21 protein-coding genes are annotated in these 19,768 nt (G+C 59.3%); 9 read left to right on the plus strand and 12 right to left on the minus strand.

The annotated features are described in order from the left end of the window. Positions 1-15: 15 nt before the first annotated feature. The 5 genes from AC2FLZ_RS04210 to AC2FLZ_RS04230 form a co-directional block, all read right to left on the minus strand. Entirely contained in the window at positions 16-423 is a 408-nt protein-coding gene (locus AC2FLZ_RS04210) for a universal stress protein (protein ID WP_480475256.1), read from the minus strand. A gap of 64 nt (positions 424-487) precedes the next feature. Further along, positions 488-814, minus strand: a complete 327-nt coding sequence (locus tag AC2FLZ_RS04215; protein ID WP_480475254.1) for an antibiotic biosynthesis monooxygenase family protein — start codon at positions 812-814, stop codon at positions 488-490. 140 nt (positions 815-954) lie between these two features. Beyond that, complete coding sequence (locus AC2FLZ_RS04220) at positions 955-3,243, minus strand: glycosyl hydrolase family 28-related protein (RefSeq protein ID WP_496881866.1); 2,289 nt, start codon at positions 3,241-3,243, stop codon at positions 955-957. 138 nt (positions 3,244-3,381) lie between these two features. Next, the gene (locus AC2FLZ_RS04225) at positions 3,382-3,783 is read right to left on the minus strand and encodes a DUF4864 domain-containing protein (RefSeq protein ID WP_480475250.1); all 402 of its coding nucleotides are present in this window, start codon (positions 3,781-3,783) and stop codon (positions 3,382-3,384) included. Positions 3,784-3,831: 48 nt separating this feature from the next. After that, positions 3,832-5,406, minus strand: a complete 1,575-nt coding sequence (locus AC2FLZ_RS04230; protein ID WP_480475248.1) for a lysine--tRNA ligase — start codon at positions 5,404-5,406, stop codon at positions 3,832-3,834. Positions 5,407-5,796: 390 nt separating this feature from the next. On the opposite strand from AC2FLZ_RS04230, the gene AC2FLZ_RS04235 reads away from it, so the two are divergent. From AC2FLZ_RS04235 to AC2FLZ_RS04245, 3 genes are all read left to right on the plus strand, one after another. Continuing rightward, positions 5,797-6,534 (plus strand): class I SAM-dependent methyltransferase, encoded by a 738-nt coding sequence (locus AC2FLZ_RS04235; RefSeq protein ID WP_480604826.1) that lies wholly within the window; start codon positions 5,797-5,799, stop codon positions 6,532-6,534. Then, positions 6,531-6,905 (plus strand): EamA family transporter, encoded by a 375-nt coding sequence (locus tag AC2FLZ_RS04240; RefSeq protein WP_480604824.1) that lies wholly within the window; start codon positions 6,531-6,533, stop codon positions 6,903-6,905. Before AC2FLZ_RS04235 ends, AC2FLZ_RS04240 begins: the two co-directional genes overlap by 4 nt. Positions 6,906-7,006: 101 nt before the next feature. Further along, the gene (locus AC2FLZ_RS04245; protein ID WP_496822059.1) at positions 7,007-7,429 is read left to right on the plus strand and encodes a tellurite resistance TerB family protein; all 423 of its coding nucleotides are present in this window, start codon (positions 7,007-7,009) and stop codon (positions 7,427-7,429) included. A gap of 26 nt (positions 7,430-7,455) precedes the next feature. Here the strand turns inward: AC2FLZ_RS04245 and dacB are convergent, their stop codons facing one another. The 3 genes from dacB to AC2FLZ_RS04260 all read right to left on the minus strand — a co-directional run bounded on the left by dacB (position 7,456) and on the right by AC2FLZ_RS04260 (position 10,124). Continuing rightward, positions 7,456-8,934, minus strand: a complete 1,479-nt coding sequence (dacB, locus tag AC2FLZ_RS04250; RefSeq protein ID WP_480518557.1) for a D-alanyl-D-alanine carboxypeptidase/D-alanyl-D-alanine endopeptidase — start codon at positions 8,932-8,934, stop codon at positions 7,456-7,458. 66 nt (positions 8,935-9,000) lie between these two features. Further along, complete coding sequence (locus AC2FLZ_RS04255; RefSeq protein WP_480518555.1) at positions 9,001-9,621, minus strand: nicotinate-nucleotide adenylyltransferase; 621 nt, start codon at positions 9,619-9,621, stop codon at positions 9,001-9,003. A gap of 32 nt (positions 9,622-9,653) precedes the next feature. Next, positions 9,654-10,124 carry an MOSC domain-containing protein gene (locus AC2FLZ_RS04260; protein ID WP_480624733.1) on the minus strand — a complete coding sequence of 157 codons (471 nt, stop codon included), beginning with the start codon at positions 10,122-10,124 and terminating at the stop codon, positions 9,654-9,656. A 137-nt stretch (positions 10,125-10,261) separates the two neighbouring features. Here AC2FLZ_RS04260 and ettA point away from each other — a divergent pair, with 137 nt between their 5' ends. After that, the gene (ettA, locus tag AC2FLZ_RS04265) at positions 10,262-11,929 is read left to right on the plus strand and encodes an energy-dependent translational throttle protein EttA (protein WP_480518551.1); all 1,668 of its coding nucleotides are present in this window, start codon (positions 10,262-10,264) and stop codon (positions 11,927-11,929) included. Positions 11,930-12,380: 451 nt separating this feature from the next. After that, on the plus strand, positions 12,381-12,824 hold the full coding sequence (locus AC2FLZ_RS04270) for a hypothetical protein (protein WP_496822061.1): 444 nt from the start codon (positions 12,381-12,383) through the stop codon (positions 12,822-12,824). 88 nt (positions 12,825-12,912) lie between these two features. On the opposite strand, the gene AC2FLZ_RS04275 is transcribed toward AC2FLZ_RS04270, so the two are convergent. Together AC2FLZ_RS04275 and AC2FLZ_RS04280 are read right to left on the minus strand one after the other, a co-directional pair. Beyond that, a complete protein-coding gene (locus AC2FLZ_RS04275; protein ID WP_496822063.1) occupies positions 12,913-13,317 on the minus strand; it encodes an REP-associated tyrosine transposase in 405 nt (134 codons plus the stop codon). Positions 13,318-13,451: 134 nt separating this feature from the next. Next, the gene (locus AC2FLZ_RS04280) at positions 13,452-13,889 is read right to left on the minus strand and encodes a hypothetical protein (RefSeq protein ID WP_496822398.1); all 438 of its coding nucleotides are present in this window, start codon (positions 13,887-13,889) and stop codon (positions 13,452-13,454) included. Positions 13,890-14,422: 533 nt separating this feature from the next. Here AC2FLZ_RS04280 and AC2FLZ_RS04285 point away from each other — a divergent pair. Both AC2FLZ_RS04285 and AC2FLZ_RS04290 read left to right on the plus strand, forming a co-directional pair. Then, positions 14,423-14,629 (plus strand): cold-shock protein, encoded by a 207-nt coding sequence (locus AC2FLZ_RS04285; RefSeq protein WP_209506380.1) that lies wholly within the window; start codon positions 14,423-14,425, stop codon positions 14,627-14,629. A gap of 169 nt (positions 14,630-14,798) precedes the next feature. Further along, complete coding sequence (locus tag AC2FLZ_RS04290; protein WP_209506382.1) at positions 14,799-15,353, plus strand: L,D-transpeptidase; 555 nt, start codon at positions 14,799-14,801, stop codon at positions 15,351-15,353. An 18-nt stretch (positions 15,354-15,371) separates the two neighbouring features. Here the strand turns inward: AC2FLZ_RS04290 and AC2FLZ_RS04295 are convergent, their stop codons facing one another. After that, positions 15,372-15,998 carry an arylesterase gene (locus AC2FLZ_RS04295; protein ID WP_480604886.1) on the minus strand — a complete coding sequence of 209 codons (627 nt, stop codon included), beginning with the start codon at positions 15,996-15,998 and terminating at the stop codon, positions 15,372-15,374. 65 nt (positions 15,999-16,063) lie between these two features. Here AC2FLZ_RS04295 and AC2FLZ_RS04300 point away from each other — a divergent pair, with 65 nt between their 5' ends. After that, a complete protein-coding gene (locus AC2FLZ_RS04300) occupies positions 16,064-16,759 on the plus strand; it encodes an ABC transporter ATP-binding protein (protein WP_496881867.1) in 696 nt (231 codons plus the stop codon). Then, positions 16,756-19,284, plus strand: coding sequence for an ABC transporter permease (locus AC2FLZ_RS04305; RefSeq protein ID WP_496881868.1), 2,529 nt, complete (start codon positions 16,756-16,758; stop codon positions 19,282-19,284). Before AC2FLZ_RS04300 ends, AC2FLZ_RS04305 begins: the two co-directional genes overlap by 4 nt. 2 nt (positions 19,285-19,286) lie before the next feature. Here the strand turns inward: AC2FLZ_RS04305 and AC2FLZ_RS04310 are convergent, their stop codons facing one another. Continuing rightward, positions 19,287-19,733 (minus strand): RrF2 family transcriptional regulator, encoded by a 447-nt coding sequence (locus AC2FLZ_RS04310; protein ID WP_267366061.1) that lies wholly within the window; start codon positions 19,731-19,733, stop codon positions 19,287-19,289. Between the last annotated feature and the right edge of the window lie 35 nt (positions 19,734-19,768).

The raw sequence follows: 19,768 nt of genomic DNA on the forward strand, positions 1-19,768 counted from the left end.
AGTGATGTCCGACTGTCACCGAACCACATGCACCGCACAAGGGGCGTGGCGCACGATATGGGACGCGGTTGACCCCAACAGCAGATCCTGCATCCCCGGCCGGTGCGAGGCCACGATGATCAGGTCCGGGTGATGCGCCTCGGCCCAGTCCAGAATGGTCCGGCCGGAATGCCCTTCGATCACGACGCCCGTGGCATTCGGCAATTGCGACGCCAGCGTATCAAGCTCTGACTGAATCGCCTTTCGGGCCTCGGTCAGATATTCGGACGGCATGTACGAGATTGCATAATTTGGAATATGCTCAACCACATGCAGCAATGTGACTTGCGCGTCCGGCGTGGCCAGAACCCGGGCCAGTTTCAACGGCCCGGACGTGTCTCTTTCAGCATCGAAAGAGATCGGAACGAGAATGTTGTGATACATAGCATGCGCCTCCGTTTTGCAGGCTTACTTTGAAACAGACATGCACGGCAGGCTTTGATTCAGGTCAGGTAGAGCCAAATGTCTCTGCAACGTCATACATGACCGGCTCAAAGCTCTTGCACAGCTCGTTGATCTTGCGGTTGCGGTCGCGCATCTCGGCGGTCCGCAGCATGGCCAGGAAATCCTCGCGGCGTTGCCATTGCGAATAGTTGGCAATCCGGGTTTGCGCATCATTCACATGAAGCCCGGCAGAAACAAAGCCGGGCTGCTTCGAGATGAACTCGGAATAGGCGTCGGTCAGCGCCTCCAAAAGGTCCTGACAGGTGCCGGGCGTCATTTCAAACGTGGTGATAACTGTCTGAACACTGGCGTTTTTGGCGATTTTCGGCATCGGGATTCTCCATTTCTTTCCCCAAGCCTAGCACATCAGATTGAAACGTCGCCTATTTCCTTGCCGCTGCGCCAATCCGCGCTTTTCTGCGCCCGTTTGTCAGGTGGCTGGCCACCCGGTATGGGCGACCAGCCGCTGTTTCAACGCTCCATGCGCATCGTGACCGAGACTTCGCCTTTCAGGTGATCTGGCCAGCGCAGAATAAGACTGTCGCCACTGGCCCCCTGTTCGGTCAAAACATGAGGGGCCGAATAGACAAGGTTGTTGAACACCCCGGTCAGCGACCCGATGGCAGTGACCCCATCGCAGCCGCGCGCCTTGCCGCCAAATGGCAACTCGCCGTTTGCCGAAACCGCCCAGACATTCGCGACCGAGTTCTGCTGGCTGCGGACGCGCAGCGGGTTCGATGATCTCTTGGCAATCCCGTGATAGGTATTGTTCTCGTAGGTCACGTTCGAATGCCTGTTATTGTCCAGATCGGCAAAAGATGTATCGACCCGTTCCGCCCGATCGATCGAACCGCTGGTGGCGCGGAACTTGTTGCCGGTCACCGTCACGCCATTCAGGTAATGGCCAGCACCATAGGGGCGGATGATGATATAGCTGAACCAGGCCGGTGCATCGCTCGAGAAAAAGATATTGTCCGTGATGCTCATCGAACTGAACGAAAACCCGCTGGTATAGGTGGGCGCCGCATCCCGTTCATTGGTCCATTCGATAAAGCAGTTGTCGACATAGTTCTCGGCAATGGTCGAGGTGTTGTAGGTGCCGATCATGATCAGCCCTGCGGTACGGACCCCCTGCGGGATGCCGTCGCCCTGAAAGAAATGGTTGCCCAGAACCAAATTGGTGCCACCGCCCAGAACGGCAAAATGCTTGAACCGCACCGCCTGATTGTGACGCAGCTTCACATCGTTCGAGTTGGTGTTCAGCCCGATGGAGTTCCGGTCCGTCACGTCGAGCGCCTCTTCTGAGGACAGGAACTGGCAATTGTCGATCAGCAGTCCCTTGCACCCCGTCGCGGTCGAGGTCAGGCCCCGATCCTTCGGGCGACTGATAAAACAGTCTTTCAACGAAAACGTACTGCCCGAGGCCGCCAGACGAATGCCGCTGCACCGGCTGTTGCACTGAAACTCGATCTGCTCCATGCCGAACTTCCGCAACGTATCGAAACCGCTGAAATCCAGCAGGTATTTGAACGACTGAAAGGTAAAGGTCTGGGTACCGGCGGCGTCATAGATGGGCGCGCTCAGGGTCATCTCACCGGCGCCTATGTTCTTCGAGCGCACGTAAACCTCACGCCCGACACCACTGCCCTCAACCAGCGATCCCACGGGAATATTGGCCACATTGGCGACATTGGTCAGACGTGTCTTGTCCAGGGGGTCATAGGTGGCGACAGAGGTGAAGGTTTCTGTGTCCCAGGCGGTTCCGCTTTTGACATCGAACTGCCCGTTGCGGATCACGCGCCGCGTGGAAAAGCCGCTTTGCTTGTTGGGAACCGCAGCGGCCATGTCGATCGGCGCGGAAACGGAAATCTTGCGCCCGCCCAGATCCAGCGAATCGTGGTCCGAATTGTTCAGCAGCGCCTGAAACGCCTTCTTGAAGGCCAGCTCCTCATCTCCGAACGCCTCGATATATGCGGGCAGATGGAAATCCTTGGTCAGCAACAGCATCTTGTCATCCGGCATGGTGACGGTGCCTTCGAATTCAATCTCCGCATCGATGCTGGTGTTCTCCGCAAGGTGATAGGTGCCTTGCGGAACAAAGACCCAGCGGCCACCGGCGGCCTGATCCGCCGCCTCAAACGCAACCGAGTCATCCGTCACACCGTCACCAACCGCACCAAAGTCGCGTACGTCGACCAGGCTGATCATCTCGCGCAGAAAGAACCCGGTGACATCGGTGATCTCAAGATCATCGACGCGCACCAGCGCGCCGTTGGCCCCTTCGATATCCAGGCCGAAATGCCCGTAAAGGGCGGCCAGCCCCCAGGGCATGTCCACGCCCGGGCGCTGGCCGGTGCCGACAATCGCGGTGATCTCGTGAATCGTGCCATAGCCCGACAGCTGGGTGGCCGGCCCTTGCTCCACAACACCGGCTACGTGCACATCACCCGCGCCACCGGCCCAGGCTGCAATACGCACCGACGGCAACGGGCCACTGATCGCCTTGACCCGGGCTTTGATCTGCAAATAGCAACCGGGCAGAATCGGCGTCTGCCCCATGTAACGCAATTGCTGCGTTGTGTTGACCTTCAGGATTTCAAGACAACCGGCAAAATCCGCATCCGCCGGAACAAATACGCCCGTGCCGGACCCGCCATATGTGGGCGATCCGGGTGTTCCGTCCCCCGCAGACCAAACCGTCAGACCATTCGCGAATTGTGGCGGCATGAACACGATGCCGTCGGTGATTGCCTTGTTCATTGAAAACCCTTTCCCAATCGCGTCGCGCAAATCCGGCGACGCGTCCAAACCCCGTGTTCAGGTCCGCCCCGAACGCGACAGTCTGGATATCGAAAAGGAATTAATCACGGCTCATATCACCGTGACGGTGGTGTTGCCTCAGGCCGCAGGGTCAGCGGCACCCAACAGTTGCACCCCGTTGATCTTCCAGCCTTCCGTCAGCGGGATCATCTGATAGTCCAGAAGATGCACCCGCCCGTTACCGTCCGTAATCATCACCTTCTGCCACAGCGCGCCATCAACCTCGCGCAGTTCCAGAAAACGCACATCGGCAGGACGCCAGACCATGGGATAGCCATTGCGCACCATCGCGCCGAAATTGTCGGGGTTTCGAAACAGACGCTGGATGCTGGGGCTGGCAAAGGTGAAGGCGGTCGCAAAGTCATCCGCCCGGAAGGCCTGTATCTGCGCCGCGATATTGGCCTCGATCTCGGCACTCTGCGCAAACGCGCCCGACGCCAGCCCGGCGCTCAGGGATAATGCAAGCAATAATCGACGCATGGGGCCACCTCCTGTGCCAAGGATAGCCCCATGCCGGTTCAGGTCAAATCAGACCAGCTCTCCGGCCAGTGCCTTGTCGATCAGCGCGATGGTCTCGGGCACGCCGTAAAGCGCGATAAAACCCCCGAAGCGCGGCCCTTGCGAGGCCCCCAGCAGCACCTCATAAAGCGCCGAGAACCATCCTTTCATTGGATCAAACCGCTCGCGGCCGATGGCATAGACCACCGATTGCAACGCTTCATCCTCGGTCGGGCCATCATACGCCTCAAGCGCCGCTTTCAGAGCTTCCAGCGCCTCGCGCTCCTGATCCGTCGGCGCGCGATGCTTGCGCGTCGGCTTGACGAAATCGTTGAAGTACCGCACGGCGAAACCAGCAGCCTTGTCCAGATCGGGATGGCTCTCTGCCGTTGCCTCGGGCGCATAGCGGCGAATAAAGCCCCACAGCGCCTCCTTGTCTTCGGCACCGGAAACCGATGCCAGATTCAGCAGCATCGCAAAGGGAACGATCAGGGTCGATTCAGGGACGTCGCCGCCGTGAATATGCCAGACCGGGTTGTTCAACTGTGCCTTCAGGTCCTGCCCCGGATAGGCGCGCAGCTGCTGATGATACTCATCATAGGCTTTCGGGATCACGTCGAAATGCATCCGCTTGGCCGTCTTGGGCTTTTGGTACATGAAATAAGCCAGCGACTCGGTCGGCGCATAGGTCAGCCATTCGTCAATCGACACACCATTGCCCGACGATTTCGAAATCTTCTGTCCGTTCTCGTCCAGAAACAGCTCATAGCTGAAATGCTCGGGCGCGCGGCCACCCAAGGCCCGGCAGATCCCGTCATAGATCTTTTCGTTGGTCGCGTGTTCCTTGCCGTACATCTCGAAATCAACGCCCAGTGCCGCCCAGCGCGCCCCGAAATCCGGCTTCCATTGCAGCTTCACGTTGCCACCGGTCACGGGAACGGTCCATTCCTTGCCGTCTTCATCATCGAAGGTAACGGTATAGGTTTCGGCGCAGACCTTTTTCATCGGCACATACAGAACCCGCCCGGTTTCCGGGTGGATCGGTAGGAAGATCGAATAGGTCTGCTGGCGTTCTTCCCGCAGGCTTTTCAACATGATGGCCATCACGTCGTCGTAGCGTTCAACCGCACGCTTCAGAATCTCGTCGAACTGGCCCGAGCGATAAAAGTCGCGCGCCGAGTAGAACTCGTATTCGAACCCGAAGGTATCAAGGAACCGGCGCAACATCGCGTTGTTGTGTTCGCCAAAGCTGTCAAATTCGCCAAACGGATCAGGAACCGAGGTCAGCGGGCGCTGCAAATGCTCTTCCAGCGCCTCGGGGTTCGGCACGTTGCTGGGAACCTTGCGCATCCCGTCCAGATCGTCCGAAAAACAGATCAGCTTGGTCGGGATATCCGACAGCGCTTCAAAGGCGCGCTTGACCATCGTGGTCCGCGCCACCTCGCCGAACGTGCCGATATGCGGCAGGCCCGACGGGCCGTATCCGGTTTCAAACAGCACATACCCCTTTTCCGGAGCACCTTTCTGATAGCGTTTAAGCAACCGGCGCGCCTCTTCAAAGGGCCAGGCCTTGGACGACATCGCGGTTTCGCGCAGTTCAGACATTTCAATGTGCTCCATTGGGGAAACGGTCGCGGCTGCACCACGCAACCCGACCGGCTCCTCCTATTGTGCCAGTGCAGCATGAGTCAATAAAGCACCCGTGTTTTAACTGCCCGGAACCCGTGGAAAACCGCCTTGTCACGGGGTTTTGCCGCTAAATGACTGTACTGCCCGCCCTCAGCCTCTGATCCACGCCAGGAGCCTCCGCAATCCCGTACCGGTTTTTCCATCCGCAAGCCTTACTCCAGCCACACTCATAAGATGGGTTTGGCGCGCGAAACATAAAAGACACGGGCGACAGGCTTTGACCTGACCCGGATATTTCACGTGTTTGCACTGCGGTGCTACGATAGAAAGACGCCGGGAAACCTCCCCGGGACCAAAGGAAACTAGATGCGACGCGAAACCAGCAACCTAATCCGCTTTGTGCTCGAGGATATCGTCCCGCCGATCCTTCGCGACAGCGCCGCTTTTCACTGGCTTGCGCGCCGTGTCTGGGGGGAACACATTACCCGGCTGGCAGCGTTCCGCGAACGCGCGCCTTTTCTGACGGACGAAGAATACGAAACGCTCTACCGGGAACACCCGCGCGTGCATGATGGTACTGACAATTCCGACGCCTGCATTGACCGGATCGCCAGCGACATTGTTGGCAACAGCATCTGCGACGTCGGCTGCGGCACCGGGGCTCTGCTGCAACGCATCCGCGCCCTGCGCCCGGACATCACGGCCATGACCGGTGTCGATTTCGTTATCGATGACGCTGAAGCCATCGAAAACATCAGATATGTTGCCGCCCGGATCGAAGACCTGCCTTTTGAGGATAACAGTTTCGACACGGTCATCTGCACCCATGTGATCGAACATCTGCTGGATTACCGCCGTGCCATCGCTGAATTGCGCCGGGTCGCGCGCAAGCGGGTTATCATCGTGGTCCCGCGCGAACGGGAATATCGCTACAGCTTCAACCCGCATTTCAATTTCTTTCCCTACACCCACAGCTTTCTGCGCGCCGTGCATCCCAGCCCCAGCCTTCACACCTGCGAGGATATCGGGCGTGACATCTATTACTGCGAGGATCGACCGGCCGAGGAATCCACCGGAAAGCCCCTCAAGGATCAGGCTGCATGAGCGCAACCGCACCCACAGCACTGGTCTGGACCGGACTGCTTCTGACACCTGTCATGATTTCGGTCGGACAGGTATTGTTCAAACTCGCTGGCGGGCGGATCGAGGGTCGCACCGCGACCGGTGCGATGGGGCTGTTGCATACCCTGCTCGACCCTTTCTTGCTCGTCGCGCTGGCGATTTACGGCACTGCAACGATACTCTGGATTTACGTCCTCAGGCATGTGCCGCTGTCGCAGGCCTATCCGTTCATGGCCCTCAGCTTTGTCTTGGTCCCCCTCGCCTCGTGGCTGTTCTTCGGTGAAACGCTGGGGCTGCGCTATTGGATCGGGGCGGGCCTTTTGCTCGGCGGTATGGCGGTAATGAACACCTGACCGGTTCAACCTGCCGCACAGTGGGGCAAAACAAGATGTTGAACCTGCCTTGCCCCCCTTCTATCCTGCGCCATTGACGAACCCCAAGCAGGATGCACCGAATGACCGAGCAAGTTCCCCACCCGATGTCCCCACAGGATTGCCTTGTGGCGATCATGGTTGCGATCTCGGCCTCCGACGAAAACATCCGAACTGCTGAACTAGTCAAGATCGAGGTCGCCGTGAACATGTTGCCGGTCTTCGCCGGGTACGACATCGACCGGATGCGCCACGTGTCGCAGGTCGTGTTTGACCTGTTCGAACAGGAAGACGGGCTGGATGCGCTGTTTGGCCTGATCCGGGACAACCTGCCCGAACGCCTGAACGAAACGGCCTATGCTCTGGCCTGTGACGTCGCTGCCGCTGACGGAACGCTGGCCGAATCCGAACTGCGCCTGCTGGAAGAAATCCGGTACGAGCTGAACATCGACCGCCTGCACGCGGCCGCGATCGAGCGCGGGGCCAGGGCGCGCCATACCGTCTGACGCCCGCTTCAGGCGGGTTTCAGGTTTCAGCTTCCATAAAGTGACCCCCAGCGCTCCAGCAAAGCGCGCTGCAATTTTCGCGATCTGCTGTTCCAGCTGCGTGCACCGTCCGGGCGCTCACGCTGCGCGCGTGGGATCGTTGCGCGATGGTCCACGTCGGCGGTGAATATCGCAAAGGCCAGATCGACCCCGTCCGCAGTCGTCAGGAAACCGCCCAACCCGGATACAAAGTTCAATGTCCCTGTCTTGGCATCAACCTTGATCGGGTGGTTCTTGACGGGCCGCCCGTTCCGGTCGGTCAGTGCAAAAGGTTTCATCAAGGGCCGCAACATCCCCGACTTCTGTGTTGCGACAAGGGCCGCAACCAAATCCTCCGGTACCATGCGCGAGGCATCGCTCAGACCCGAATGATCGACCATGGCGATTCCTGTCACGCCGAAACGACTGGCGGCCCACCGGTTCATCTCGGCTGCCGAATCCGCCAGGGTGTGCGGGTTAACACCGCGCGCCCTGGTCGCGGCCAGCCCGACCATCTCGGCCGTCAGGTTGGTCGAGTATTTCAGCATCCCGCGCAGGACACGATCCAAACTGTCGCTGCGATGCACCACAAGATCGACACCCTGCACGCTCTGGCGTGTCACCTGAACGCGCTTCAAAACGATCCCGTTCGACCGCGCCAAGGTGCGAAATACATCGCCCGCGTACAAAGCGGGCTTGCGCACCGGCAACCAGCGGGCCCCGCCATTGCCCAGCGCGCCCTTGGCCACGGTCCAGCGATCCTGCCGCGCGCTTGCCTGATAGGTATAGATCGGCAGGCTACGATCCTCGACCCGCATGGCCGAGACATCCACCGCAGGCACATAACGCTCGCTGCGGGCATCCATGGTTATGTCATAGCCACTCCCTGCGCGTTTCCATTCGAAATGGACGCGATTGAAGTTCAGGGAAATGCCGCTGACGGCCGGGCTATAGCCCACATGATCCGGCTGCTCGGGATCGATGCTGAACACATAAGGCAACGCCCCGTCGTAAACCCTGAACGCGCCGCGCACTTCGATAATCCCGGCCTCGCGCAAATTGGCCGCCATCGTAGCCAGCGCATCCGTATCCAGCAGCGGGTCGCCGCCCCCAACCAGAATCAAATCGCCGTGCAAAACGCCCTTCTCGATCCGGCCATCCGCCACCAGACGGGTCTCGAACCGGTGTTCCGGCCCCAGAACGTCCAGCGCATAAAGCGCGGTCATTGCCTTTCCGACGCTGGCCGGGGGCAGACTTGCGCCCTCGCCAAACACTTCCAGCTGCGCCCCGGTCGCCACATCCGCAACCGCAAACACAACCTCGCCCTTCAGGCCTGCTGCGGCCACCAATCGCTCGGCACCGCTTAATATGACCCCGCGCGCCTGCGGCCTAAGCGATACAAGCGGCGCCTGCGCAAGGCCCGCTGCCGGGATCAGGGACGCCCCTAATCCCCCCAGAAATAAACGACGTGAAAAACGACCAGCCATAGCCGAATTAAAATCCCACAGATCAAAAGCACACAACCACCGTGTTAGATTATGCGCCCGTTGGGGCTATTCCGGCAACACTTCTGCGCCCCATTCGCCGCGTGTCCGGAGTTCGGTCGAACTGACATCGATCATCGGCACGTTCACGAAACACCAGGCCGGAGCCTGCGCCTGCCCCAAAAGGTGCCGCGCCTGCCCGTCAATCCGGTACTTCGCATAAACCCGCGCCGCAGGTGACATCCGGGCCGAGATCCGCTCACCCGGCCGCGCCACCACGCCCACCGGCACAGTGTCCATGATCAGCCGCCAGTCTTTCCAGCGATGAAACTGCGCCAGATTGTCCGCGCCCATCAGCCAGACAAACCGCACCTGCGGGTAAAGCCGCCTGAGCGCTGTCAGAGTGTCCGCCGTTGCCCGCGTGCCGACCAGCGCCTCGATATCCGTCACGTCGACCTTCGGATGCTGCATCACCCGCCGCGCCGCCGCCATGCGCCGCGCGATCGGCGCAGGCCCCCGCTCTTTCAACGGATTGCCGGGTGACACCAGCCACCACGCCCGATCCAACCCAAAGGCCTTCATCGCCTCACGCGTCACATGCACATGGCCCTGATGCGGCGGATCGAATGACCCGCCGAACAACCCAACGACCTGCCCGGGCCGCGCGTAAGGGATGTCGTACCGCTCCATAACCTGCTGATGTTCAGAACCGGGCCGCGTTGTCAATCAATCGGTTGCACGGCGTCGCCCAGCGCAACCCGCCCCGGCCTGACAACTTCGGCGCACCATCCCCCATGCCCCCGCACGGCAGAATAGCCGCCCTTGCCCAGCGCCTCTTCCATCCGGCTGCATGGTGCACAGATCACGGTAAAGCGCAAAACCGCCTCACCCACCTGCACCTCACGCCCCTTGAGCGCGGCCAGATTGATCCCCGAAACCACCAGATTGCGCCGCAGGGTTTCGGGGGCAACCGGTCCTTGCCCCAGATAAGAGCCAATGGCCGCCAGATGCTCCCGCTGGATCAAAGAAACCGCCCGCTTACCCGTACGGCCCCGGTCACCGTCGAGCCCATCGGCCGAGACCACCGCCTCCCTCACCACCTCCACCCCAACCCGCCGCTCGGGCCGGACGCCAATCCACTCCACCCGCCCCGGTTGCGCCCAGCCTGATATCAGTTCCGCCAGTTCCACCACTTCATGCCCCTCATACAGCCCGGCAAACCTAGCCCATGCAGATACGGGACGAAATTCACAAAACCACCAGCTTGCCCCGCCCGCCCCGCTCGGATATCCAGCGTTTCAACCCAATTTCCCGACCCAGAGGACGCGACATGGCCGCCTATCAATATGTCTACCACATGCAGGGTGTCTCCAAGACCTATCCCGGTGGCAAGAAGTGCTTTGAAAACATCCACCTGAGCTTTCTGCCCGGCGTGAAAATCGGTGTTGTCGGCGTCAACGGCGCGGGTAAATCGACGCTGATGAAGATCATGGCCGGGCTCGACACCGACTTCACCGGTGAGGCCTGGGCCGCCCAAGGTGCCAAGGTCGGTTACCTGCCGCAGGAACCGCAGCTGGATGAATCCCTGTCGGTCCGTGAAAACGTCATGCTGGGCGTGGCCGCGAAAAAGGCCAAGGTTGACCGCTTCAACGAGATTGCCATGGAGATCGCCGAGAATTACTCGGACGAGTTGATGGAGGAAATGACCACCCTGCAGGACGCGATCGACGCCGAGAACCTCTGGGACCTCGACAGCCAGATCGACGTGTCGATGGAGGCACTGCGCTGCCCGCCGGACGACGCCAACATTGCCAACCTTTCGGGCGGTGAAAAACGCCGCGTGGCGCTCTGCAAGCTGCTGCTCGAAGCGCCCGACATGCTGCTGCTCGACGAACCGACCAACCACCTCGACGCCGAGACCATCGCCTGGTTGCAACAGCACCTGATCGACTACAAGGGCACCATCCTGATCGTCACCCACGACCGTTATTTCCTCGATGACATCACCGGCTGGATCCTCGAACTCGATCGTGGCCGCGGTATCCCTTACGAGGGCAACTACTCCGCATGGCTGGAACAAAAAGCCAAACGGCTGGAGCAGGAAGCCCGCGAGGACAAATCCAAGCAGAAGACCCTGCAACGCGAACTGGAATGGATGCGTCAGGGCCAGAAGGCCCGTCAGGCCAAATCCAAGGCCCGAATCAACGCCTATAACGAGCTGGCCGAACAGTCCGAACGCGAAAAGCTGACCCGCGCCCAGATCGTCATCCCCAACGGCCAGCGCCTCGGCGGCAAGGTGATCGAGGTCGAGGGCCTGTCGAAGCACATGGGCGACAAGCAACTGATCGAAGGGCTGGATTTCGCCCTGCCCCCCGGCGGCATCGTCGGCGTCATCGGCCCCAACGGTGCCGGTAAATCGACGCTCTTCAAGATGCTCACCGGTCAGGAACAGCCCGACAGCGGCACCATCACGTTGGGCGACACGGTCGAGCTGTCTTATGTCGACCAGTCCCGCGACGACCTGAAAGACAACGACACCGTGTGGGAGGCGATCACCGGCGGTGCCGAGATCATTCAGCTGGGTGACGCGCAGGTCAATTCCCGCGCCTATTGCTCGTCCTTCAACTTCAAGGGCGGCGACCAGCAGAAAAAGGTCTCGCTGCTATCCGGCGGTGAGCGCAACCGCGTCCACATGGCCCGCCTGCTGAAAGAGGGCGGCAACGTCCTGCTGCTGGACGAACCCACCAACGACCTCGACGTCGAAACCCTGCGTGCGCTGGAGGACGCGCTGGTCGATTTCGCTGGCTGCGCCGTCGTCATCTCACACGACCGCTTCTTCCTCGACCGGATTTGCACGCATATTCTGGCCTTCGAGGGCGATGCCCATGTGGAATGGTTCGAGGGTAACTTCGAGGATTACGAAGAGGATAAGAAGCGGCGGTTGGGACCAGACGCGCTGGAGCCTAAGCGGTTGAAGCATAAGAAGTTTGCGCGGTAAACTTTGTCAATAACTTGGGAAAGAATACCTGAAGACGTCCCCTTTCTGGACGGCGAGAGAACGATTGATTTCGTCATAGGCGAATACGACTATTCGTTGACACTTCGACCTCTCTCGCCCAACAAGCTGCTTTTCGCGGATGACAGCCGAACCGAAGATTGGATCGTGGAAATTGTCAAAACAAATGGAGAATTGCTGCAGTTGCATGGATGTGCGTTCAGCGTTCCTGGCGCGGAATACACCGACTGCTGGTTCGAATTGGAAGTAGGCTCAGTAGCCAAGGTTACCTATTGGGGAGACCAAACTTTACTGAGAACCGACAAATCCAAACAAGCTTAGCAAGCGTAAGTTGAGTGCTCGCTCCCTTCACGCCAACTGGTAGGCCGGGCTTCAGCCCGGCACCACTCGAAACACCCACAGGCGAAAGAAACGCAAAATCAGGAGTTTTTCTTTGTTCTCAAAGATAATTGCGACAGTGTTCATCTCAGCCATTCTTGGATCGTCGGGACAGGCCGAAACAATTCTCGTTCCAGCACTTCCCGACGGGCAAGTCGACGCGACTGCGGTGTTCGAATCCCTGACTATTAATAACAGCGAGCTCGACGGGGACGATCCGAATTTGTATTGGGGTGACGTACTCGGGAAGCGCTTTGGTGCAATCTTCGGCTCGCCTCCGTCTAAACAAATTTTCTCATTAACCATTGGGGTAGAAGAGCTTCCAGAGCCAGTGGTTCACTTGCTCGCGAATATACTAACACCAAACCATTGCGCCAAAGCTGAGTTCGGTGGAATCAACATAGACTGGGCGGGTACCGCAATTCGTTTCGAAGGTGAACCATTCGACGGTGGGTGGTCAATGAAAACAGCGTGCCGAGACAAACTGGAACTAGATTGAGGAGTGTCAGAAAACGGAAGTTGGTCAGGCAACTGGAAGGCAAGCCTTTGGAAGGGTTTCTCAGAGTCAAACCAGAACGCACTTTGGATCAAGCGTAGGATGGGTGCTCGCACCCATCACCCCTTGCCCGTAGGCCGGGCTTCAGCCCGGCATATCTGCCAGAGGTCACAACAGGTAGATGCGTGAGCTCGGGTGCCGGGCTGAAGCCCGGCCTACGGTTTGCCTTGTTCACGCCCATGGTGAACCGCGCCTTGATCGCTCCCCGCCGCGTGTAATAATCCGCATCGCCCGGCGGCAAGGTCCACACCGCGTGCAGATGATCGGGCAACACCACAAACGCATCACACCAGCACGGGCGCTCCCGCTGCGTTTCGGCAAATACCGCGCGCAGATGTACGGCCACGCGGATCAACAGGTCCGATGACCGGTCGGCCAGCGACACCGTGAAGAAATATCTGGCACCGGGAATGCGGACGCGGCGATAATCACTCATGCGCGCAAGGTGGCGCAGGTATGACTACCAAGTGGTTAACACGCGCCTTTGCAGGCAACTGCCGCAGGTCGCATGCTCCACCGACCCCCGGTGTCCCATATCACAGCATTCAAGGATGGTTGCAGACGCGGCGCTTACCCGAACCGGTTGCCACGCAGCCGTCCGACACCGAACAGCCCCGTCAGCGCCCCAAGCAGCAGCAGCCAACTGGCCGGAAGCGGCACGGCCGAGACGTTCACGTCCACCGGCGTTTCTTCGGACCCGGGCTCATTGCACCACAGCTCGCAGAACTCAGGCCCGGATTCCGCCACGACCTCCGTCCGTTCAGTCAGTATCTCGGGCAAATGCTTGGGTCCACCAAGCTCGACAAGACGACGACGTCTTTCATTACGGCGCGGGTTCTCTTTCGCGAAGACCGGAGCCTTCAGCTCGTGTTCAAATTCGAACATGTTGTAGAGTTTGAGCCCGCCTTCACGCGCGGTCGGCATAAAACCCTCTGTCTCATATGGAACAGTCAGGGCCTGCGCGGCTCCGGCCCAGCACAACAAGGTAATCGTATAAACAGCTTTCATATCCGCCCCCACAGCTGCCACGCAGTATAGCACCAGATCGCAAATTTTTCAAACATAGCGATTTATGAATAAAAACCGTCAGTTGTGAGGGGAACCCACGCTGAACCGGTCAGAATGACACTGGTCCTGAACACGTGCCTGCGACGAAAAAGTGTCACCCTCCCGCGCAGGCGTGGCACGTGGCGACCGCTCGGCATGGCCGACCGGGAAAGTGTGGATCCGGGTTTTTCACTGCCGTCGCGCGCGTCAACAGACAGGGTGACCAGAGCACCCAGAATGCTGTCAAACATCGCCAAAATCAGCCTGAAACCCATCAGCGGATTCTTGTACAAATCAAGCTATCTGCCCTCTGGCACTAGTACAATCCGTACAAACCACTCTTGCCACAGGCTTACCTCAATGCCATATGCAGGGTGCTAACGTTTTTCTATTTCGACCTACTGTCTCCTTCTACGGCGCTCAGTCTATCGATACAGACATACGACGCCAGGCTGCCGCAACTCCGTGGGCAGCACCAAACAGGAGACACGGAAATGCCAGCAGGCACCGTAAAATGGTTCAACACCACTAAAGGCTACGGCTTTATTGCGCCCGAAGATGGCGGCAAGGACATCTTCGTCCACATCTCGTCCGTCGAACGCTCGGGCCTGACCGGTCTGGCCGACAACCAGAAAGTCACGTACGAACTGCGTTCGGGTCGTGACGGCCGCGAGAGCGCCGACAACATCCAGCTTGCATAAGCTCTTGAAAGGGTGAGGGAAATTCCTCACCCTTTTGTTCAACCGCTGCCGTTTCAGGTGGCCGATTGATCACATCACGGATGCGTGATGCTTGCCCCAGAATTGACCAAATAACATATCATGATGAAACTGGTTCTTGGGTTTCATTGGTCAATTGATGAGGGTTTCGATGTTTACACGCCGAGTTTTTCTGGCCGGAACAGCGGCCACGCTGCTGCCGGGCATCGCCAGCGCCAAGAAAGCGGTCGAGTATGATCCGACACCGCAATTCGTGCGCATCAAAAAGCAGTTCCTGCCCGGGCAGCTGCTGGTCGCCCCCCGTTCATTCTATCTTTACTATGTCACCGAACCACGCAAAGCGATCCGCTATGGCTGCGGTGTCGGCAAGGCAGGTCTGGAATTCACCGGCACCGCTACTATCGATGTGAAAAAGGAATGGCCGACCTGGCGCCCGACCCAAGAGATGATCCAGCGCGATCCGGTGGCCTATGCAAAATTCAAGGACAATGACTATGTCCAGCCGGGAGGTGGGGATAACCCCCTCGGCGCGCGTGCGATGTATTTGTTCCAGAACGGTGTCGATACCTATTTCCGAATCCATGGCACGACCCAGCCACAAACCATAGGCAGGGCGGTGTCAAACGGGTGTATTCGGATGCTGAATGAACATGTCATCGATCTGTATAACCGGGTCCCTATCGGAACGGTTGTCACGGTCGTCTGATCGCTATCGCGGGAATGGTTAACCTTCCCCGCCCGCCTGCGTCACAAGTTGCAACACAGAGGGGCCCAGCGCTTCGACGATCTTCGCCACCCCGGCCGCATTTGGATGAATGCCGTCCGATTGCATGAATTGCGATACGGCTGCGGGGTCACCCTCCGCTGCAAGCCCTTCAAAGAAACTGCTGAAAAACAGAACTTCAAACTCCTGCGCCAGTGCAGGGTAAATGCCATCGAACGCCTGCTTGTATTCAGCGCCGTAGTTGCCCGGCGCCTGCATTCCGATCAACAAGACAGGAACCTTTGTATCGCGTGCAACCTGAAGTATCTTGCGCAGATTGGCTTGCGAAACTGCAGGATCGATCCCGCGCAACACGTCATTCCCGCCTAAGGCAACGATCAGTCCGTCCACATCGGGTGTCAGGGTCCATTCTACCCGCGCAGCGCCACCCGCCGTTGTATCGCCCGAAACGCCTGCGTTGATAACGCGAACATCTTCGCCCTTCGCCTGCAACCAACGGTCAAGCTGGGGAACAAACCCGTTCTCCTCCACCAGCCCGTAGCCTTGCGTCAGCGAGTCCCCAAGGGCTGCGATCACCACCTGATCGGCTGTGGCCGCAAAACCGCAGAACACAAATGGACTTGCCATCAAAACCTTGCGCAATACGGTGATCACTCCATATCCCAAAAACCGCTCCTTTATCGGGAAGACCCATGACGCCTGCTGTTCTCGCTCTTCAGAATGCCGCTTTATCGCTGGATGGCAATGCCGGGCGGGTCGATATTTTGCATGACATCACGTTGACCGTGAACAGGGGGGAAACGCTGGGGCTGATCGGGCCATCGGGGTCGGGAAAATCGTCGCTGTTGATGCTGATGGGTGGGTTGGAACAGGCAACAAGTGGTCAAATCTTGGCCTTGGATCAGAATTTGACAAGCATGGACGAGGACGCCCTGGCGCGGTTTCGGCGCGACAACATGGGCGTCGTGTTTCAGAATTTCCACCTGATCCCAACGATGACCGCGTTGGAGAACGTGGCGACACCGCTGGAACTGGCGGGGCACAAAGATGCGTTCGACCGGGCCGAGACTGAACTGAATGCCGTGGGGTTATCCCATCGTCGCGATCATTACCCGGCGCAGTTGTCGGGCGGCGAGCAGCAACGAGTTGCCCTGGCGCGTGCATTGGCACCACGCCCCAAGATCTTGCTGGCGGACGAACCAACCGGGAATCTGGACGAGACAAACGGTGCCGCGATTGTTGATTTGCTGTTCGGGCTTCGGCGCAAATATGATGCGACGCTGGTTCTTGTAACGCACAGCCGTTCACTGGCTGAACGATGTGACCGGGTGATCAGGCTGCGCGACGGCAGGATTGCCGAAATGACCCGGCAGGAGGCCGCAGAATGAGCCTTCGGCTGGCCGCGCGGCTGGCCCGTCGAGAGCTGCGCGGGGGCCTGCGCGGCTTTCGCATCTTTCTGGCCTGTCTGGCCTTGGGCGTCGCAGCCATCGCAGCCGTCGGATCGGTGAGTCAGGCGATTCAGACCGGGCTGACCCGTGAAGGCGCATCCCTGCTGGGCGGCGATGCCGAGCTTGAGTTCACCTATCGTTTTGCTACTGAGGCCGAGCGCCTCTGGATGCAGCAGTCATCCGAACAGGTGTCAGAAATTGTCGATTTCCGCTCGATGGCGGTTGTGCCCCGCGACGCCGGGCCGGAACGTGCGCTGACCCAGGTCAAATCCGTCGATAAGGCTTACCCGCTCATCGGATCGGTCAAACTGGAGCCGGACATCACGCTGGACGACGCCCTGAATGGCAGGTCCGGATTACCCGGTGCCATTATGGAACCCGTTCTGATAGACCGGCTTGGTTTGTCGGTCGGTGATCACTTCGCGCTTGGCACGCAAGAGTTCATTCTGATGGCCGCACTTCGGAATGAACCCGACAGCGCCGCGGCTGGTTTTGCCTTGGGGCCACGTACAATGGTGCGTACCGAAGCGTTGCAGGCATCTGGCCTGCTGGAGCCCGGAACGCTTTTTTCGACCAGGTACCGGCTGACCTTGCCCCAAGACGCGAACCTGTCGGAGGTGTCCGCAAGAGCCAGCGCGGCGCTTGAAGGCTCGGGGATGCGCTGGAGCGATGCGCGCAACGGCGCGCCGGGCATATCGGAATTCGTCAACCGCCTGAGTGCCTTTCTGGTCCTTGTCGGATTGTCGGGGCTTGCCGTCGGTGGCATCGGTGTGTCCGCCGCCGTGCGAGCCTATCTGAGTCAGAAAACGGAAACCATTGCGACATTGCGGACATTGGGGGCGGATCGCTCCACCATTTTTCAAACTTACATGATTCAGATCGGGGTGCTGTCCCTGACTGGCATTGTAATTGGGCTGGTACTGGGCGGGATGGCACCGCTTTTGCTGGCACCGCTGCTGGAATACCAGTTGCCCGTTCCAGCAGTGTTTTCTCTGTATCCGCAACCGCTGATAGAGGCTGCGCTTTATGGCCTGCTGACAGCATTTCTTTTCACGCTCTGGCCGCTGGCCAGAACCGAAGATGTGCGCGCCGCAACCCTCTTTCGCGATGCGCTGAGTGCGGCTCGTCCCATCCCACGCGCAATTTACGTCGTGGCAAGCGGGATTGGATTGGCGTCCCTGATCGCGATTGCGTCCTGGTTCAGCGGCTCAACGCGCCTAACCCTGTGGACCAGCGGCGGACTTGCGGGCGCACTGATCCTGCTGGCGCTCGCAGCCCATGCCATTCGCAAACTGGCACGGGCTGGGACACCTTTGGCGCGGGGCCGCCCTGCCCTGCGATGGGCTTTGTCCGCCATCTCTGATCCGCGTGAGGGTGCGGGGTCAGTGGTTTTGTCACTTGGTCTGGGTTTGTCAGTGCTGGCGGCGGTTGGGCAGATTGACGGCACGCTGCGCAACGCGATCTCCGGCAATCTGCCGGATGTCGCGCCCTCATACTTCTTTGTCGATATTCAAAAAGACCAGATGCCCGGTTTTACCGAACGGCTGCAAACCGATCCTGCTGTCAGCCGCATTGAAAGCGCACCAATGCTGCGGGGCATCATCACCCAGATAAACGGTCGCCCTGCGCGCGAGGTGGCCGGAGATCATTGGGTTCTGGAGGGAGATCGCGGCGTCACCTATTCAGCCCGCCCCCCGGCAAATGCACGGGTGACAGCGGGGGAGTGGTGGGCAGAGGATTATTCTGGCGCACCACAGATCAGCTTTGCAGCCGAAGAAGCCGAAGAGATGGGTCTGAAACTGGGCGATCAGGTAACTGTCAACATCCTGGGGCGGGATATCACCGCAGAGCTGACCTCAACCCGAGAGGTGGATTTTTCCACAGCGGGTATGGGTTTTGTCATGTCGATGAACCCGTCGGCACTGGCGGGTGCGCCACACAGCTTTATTGCGACGGTATATGCAGAAGAACAGGCCGAGGCCGCCATTCTGCGAGATCTTGCAGGCCAGTTCCCGAACATCACGGCCATCCGTGTGCGCGACGCAATTGACCGTGTTTCGGGCCTTTTGGCAGGGATCGCCGCCGCAACCTCGTATGGCGCGGGCGTGTCTTTGTTGACAGGATTCCTGGTGCTGATCGGGGCGGCAGCCGCCGGCGAACCCGCCCGCAGATACGAGGCGGCAATCCTCAAGACGCTGGGGGCTGACCGTGGCCGCATCCTGCGCAGTTTTGGACTACGCTCGGTCCTGCTGGGCGCCGCAGCGGGCTGCGTCGCCTTGCTGGTTGGCATCCTGGGCGGATGGGCTGTGGCCACCTACATCTTCGACACAGGTTTTACCGTGATCTGGTCTTCGGCCTTTGGCATCGTTCTGGCCGGTGTCGGCGTCACGCTCTGCGCAGGTTTCGCATTCGCGCTGCGCCCTCTCTCTGCCCGGCCAGCCCGCATTTTGCGGGCCAGCGACTAAGGTCAGCGTACGCAGGCCACGGGCTGCAACAGCTTCAGCAACGGGTCGTTGTCACAAACCAGCGCATCCAACGACACTTCGTCCAGAGATGCATAGAAAACTTCCGCCGCATCCTGCAATGCCAGCCGCAGCCTACAGGCATCGGTCAAAGGACAGGTGTTGTCCGCATCCGCAAAACACTCGGCGATGGGCAAGGCCCCTTCGACGTGCCTGAACACCGCGCCGATCCGGATTTGGCTTGCCGGACGCGCCAACGACATACCGCCGTTGCGGCCGCGCTGAGTGCTCAGGTAATTCAACTGGCTTAACTGGTTGATCACCTGAGCCAGATGGTTTTCCGAGATGTTGCAGACTTCGGCGATCTCGGCTTTGGTGACCAGCCGGTCCGGGTGTGCGGCGCAATACATCAACAGGCGCACAGCGATATTCGTCCGTTTGGTAATCCGCATGAAGGCCTCCCTGAATAAAAGATGAAGCCTTATTG

Source organism: Ruegeria sp. YKSF131 (assembly GCF_059612645.1).

Excerpts from the sequence above, each read along its gene's own strand:
- AC2FLZ_RS04310 (WP_267366061.1), bottom strand. The coding sequence starts at position 19,733 with ATGCGGATTACCAAACGGACGAATATCGCTGTGCGCCTGTTGATGTAT.
- dacB (WP_480518557.1), bottom strand. The coding sequence starts at position 8,934 with ATGGCTGGTCGTTTTTCACGTCGTTTATTTCTGGGGGGATTAGGGGCG.
- AC2FLZ_RS04235 (WP_480604826.1), top strand. The coding sequence starts at position 5,797 with ATGCGACGCGAAACCAGCAACCTAATCCGCTTTGTGCTCGAGGATATC.
- AC2FLZ_RS04240 (WP_480604824.1), top strand. The coding sequence starts at position 6,531 with ATGAGCGCAACCGCACCCACAGCACTGGTCTGGACCGGACTGCTTCTG.
- AC2FLZ_RS04280 (WP_496822398.1), bottom strand. The coding sequence starts at position 13,889 with ATGAAAGCTGTTTATACGATTACCTTGTTGTGCTGGGCCGGAGCCGCG.
- AC2FLZ_RS04275 (WP_496822063.1), bottom strand. The coding sequence starts at position 13,317 with ATGAGTGATTATCGCCGCGTCCGCATTCCCGGTGCCAGATATTTCTTC.
- AC2FLZ_RS04245 (WP_496822059.1), top strand. The coding sequence starts at position 7,007 with ATGACCGAGCAAGTTCCCCACCCGATGTCCCCACAGGATTGCCTTGTG.
- ettA (WP_480518551.1), top strand. The coding sequence starts at position 10,262 with ATGGCCGCCTATCAATATGTCTACCACATGCAGGGTGTCTCCAAGACC.
- AC2FLZ_RS04290 (WP_209506382.1), top strand. The coding sequence starts at position 14,799 with ATGTTTACACGCCGAGTTTTTCTGGCCGGAACAGCGGCCACGCTGCTG.
- AC2FLZ_RS04225 (WP_480475250.1), bottom strand. The coding sequence starts at position 3,783 with ATGCGTCGATTATTGCTTGCATTATCCCTGAGCGCCGGGCTGGCGTCG.
- AC2FLZ_RS04305 (WP_496881868.1), top strand. The coding sequence starts at position 16,756 with ATGAGCCTTCGGCTGGCCGCGCGGCTGGCCCGTCGAGAGCTGCGCGGG.
- AC2FLZ_RS04210 (WP_480475256.1), bottom strand. The coding sequence starts at position 423 with ATGTATCACAACATTCTCGTTCCGATCTCTTTCGATGCTGAAAGAGAC.
- AC2FLZ_RS04295 (WP_480604886.1), bottom strand. The coding sequence starts at position 15,998 with ATGGCAAGTCCATTTGTGTTCTGCGGTTTTGCGGCCACAGCCGATCAG.
- AC2FLZ_RS04285 (WP_209506380.1), top strand. The coding sequence starts at position 14,423 with ATGCCAGCAGGCACCGTAAAATGGTTCAACACCACTAAAGGCTACGGC.
- AC2FLZ_RS04230 (WP_480475248.1), bottom strand. The coding sequence starts at position 5,406 with ATGTCTGAACTGCGCGAAACCGCGATGTCGTCCAAGGCCTGGCCCTTT.
- AC2FLZ_RS04220 (WP_496881866.1), bottom strand. The coding sequence starts at position 3,243 with ATGAACAAGGCAATCACCGACGGCATCGTGTTCATGCCGCCACAATTC.
- AC2FLZ_RS04300 (WP_496881867.1), top strand. The coding sequence starts at position 16,064 with ATGACGCCTGCTGTTCTCGCTCTTCAGAATGCCGCTTTATCGCTGGAT.
- AC2FLZ_RS04255 (WP_480518555.1), bottom strand. The coding sequence starts at position 9,621 with ATGGAGCGGTACGACATCCCTTACGCGCGGCCCGGGCAGGTCGTTGGG.
- AC2FLZ_RS04215 (WP_480475254.1), bottom strand. The coding sequence starts at position 814 with ATGCCGAAAATCGCCAAAAACGCCAGTGTTCAGACAGTTATCACCACG.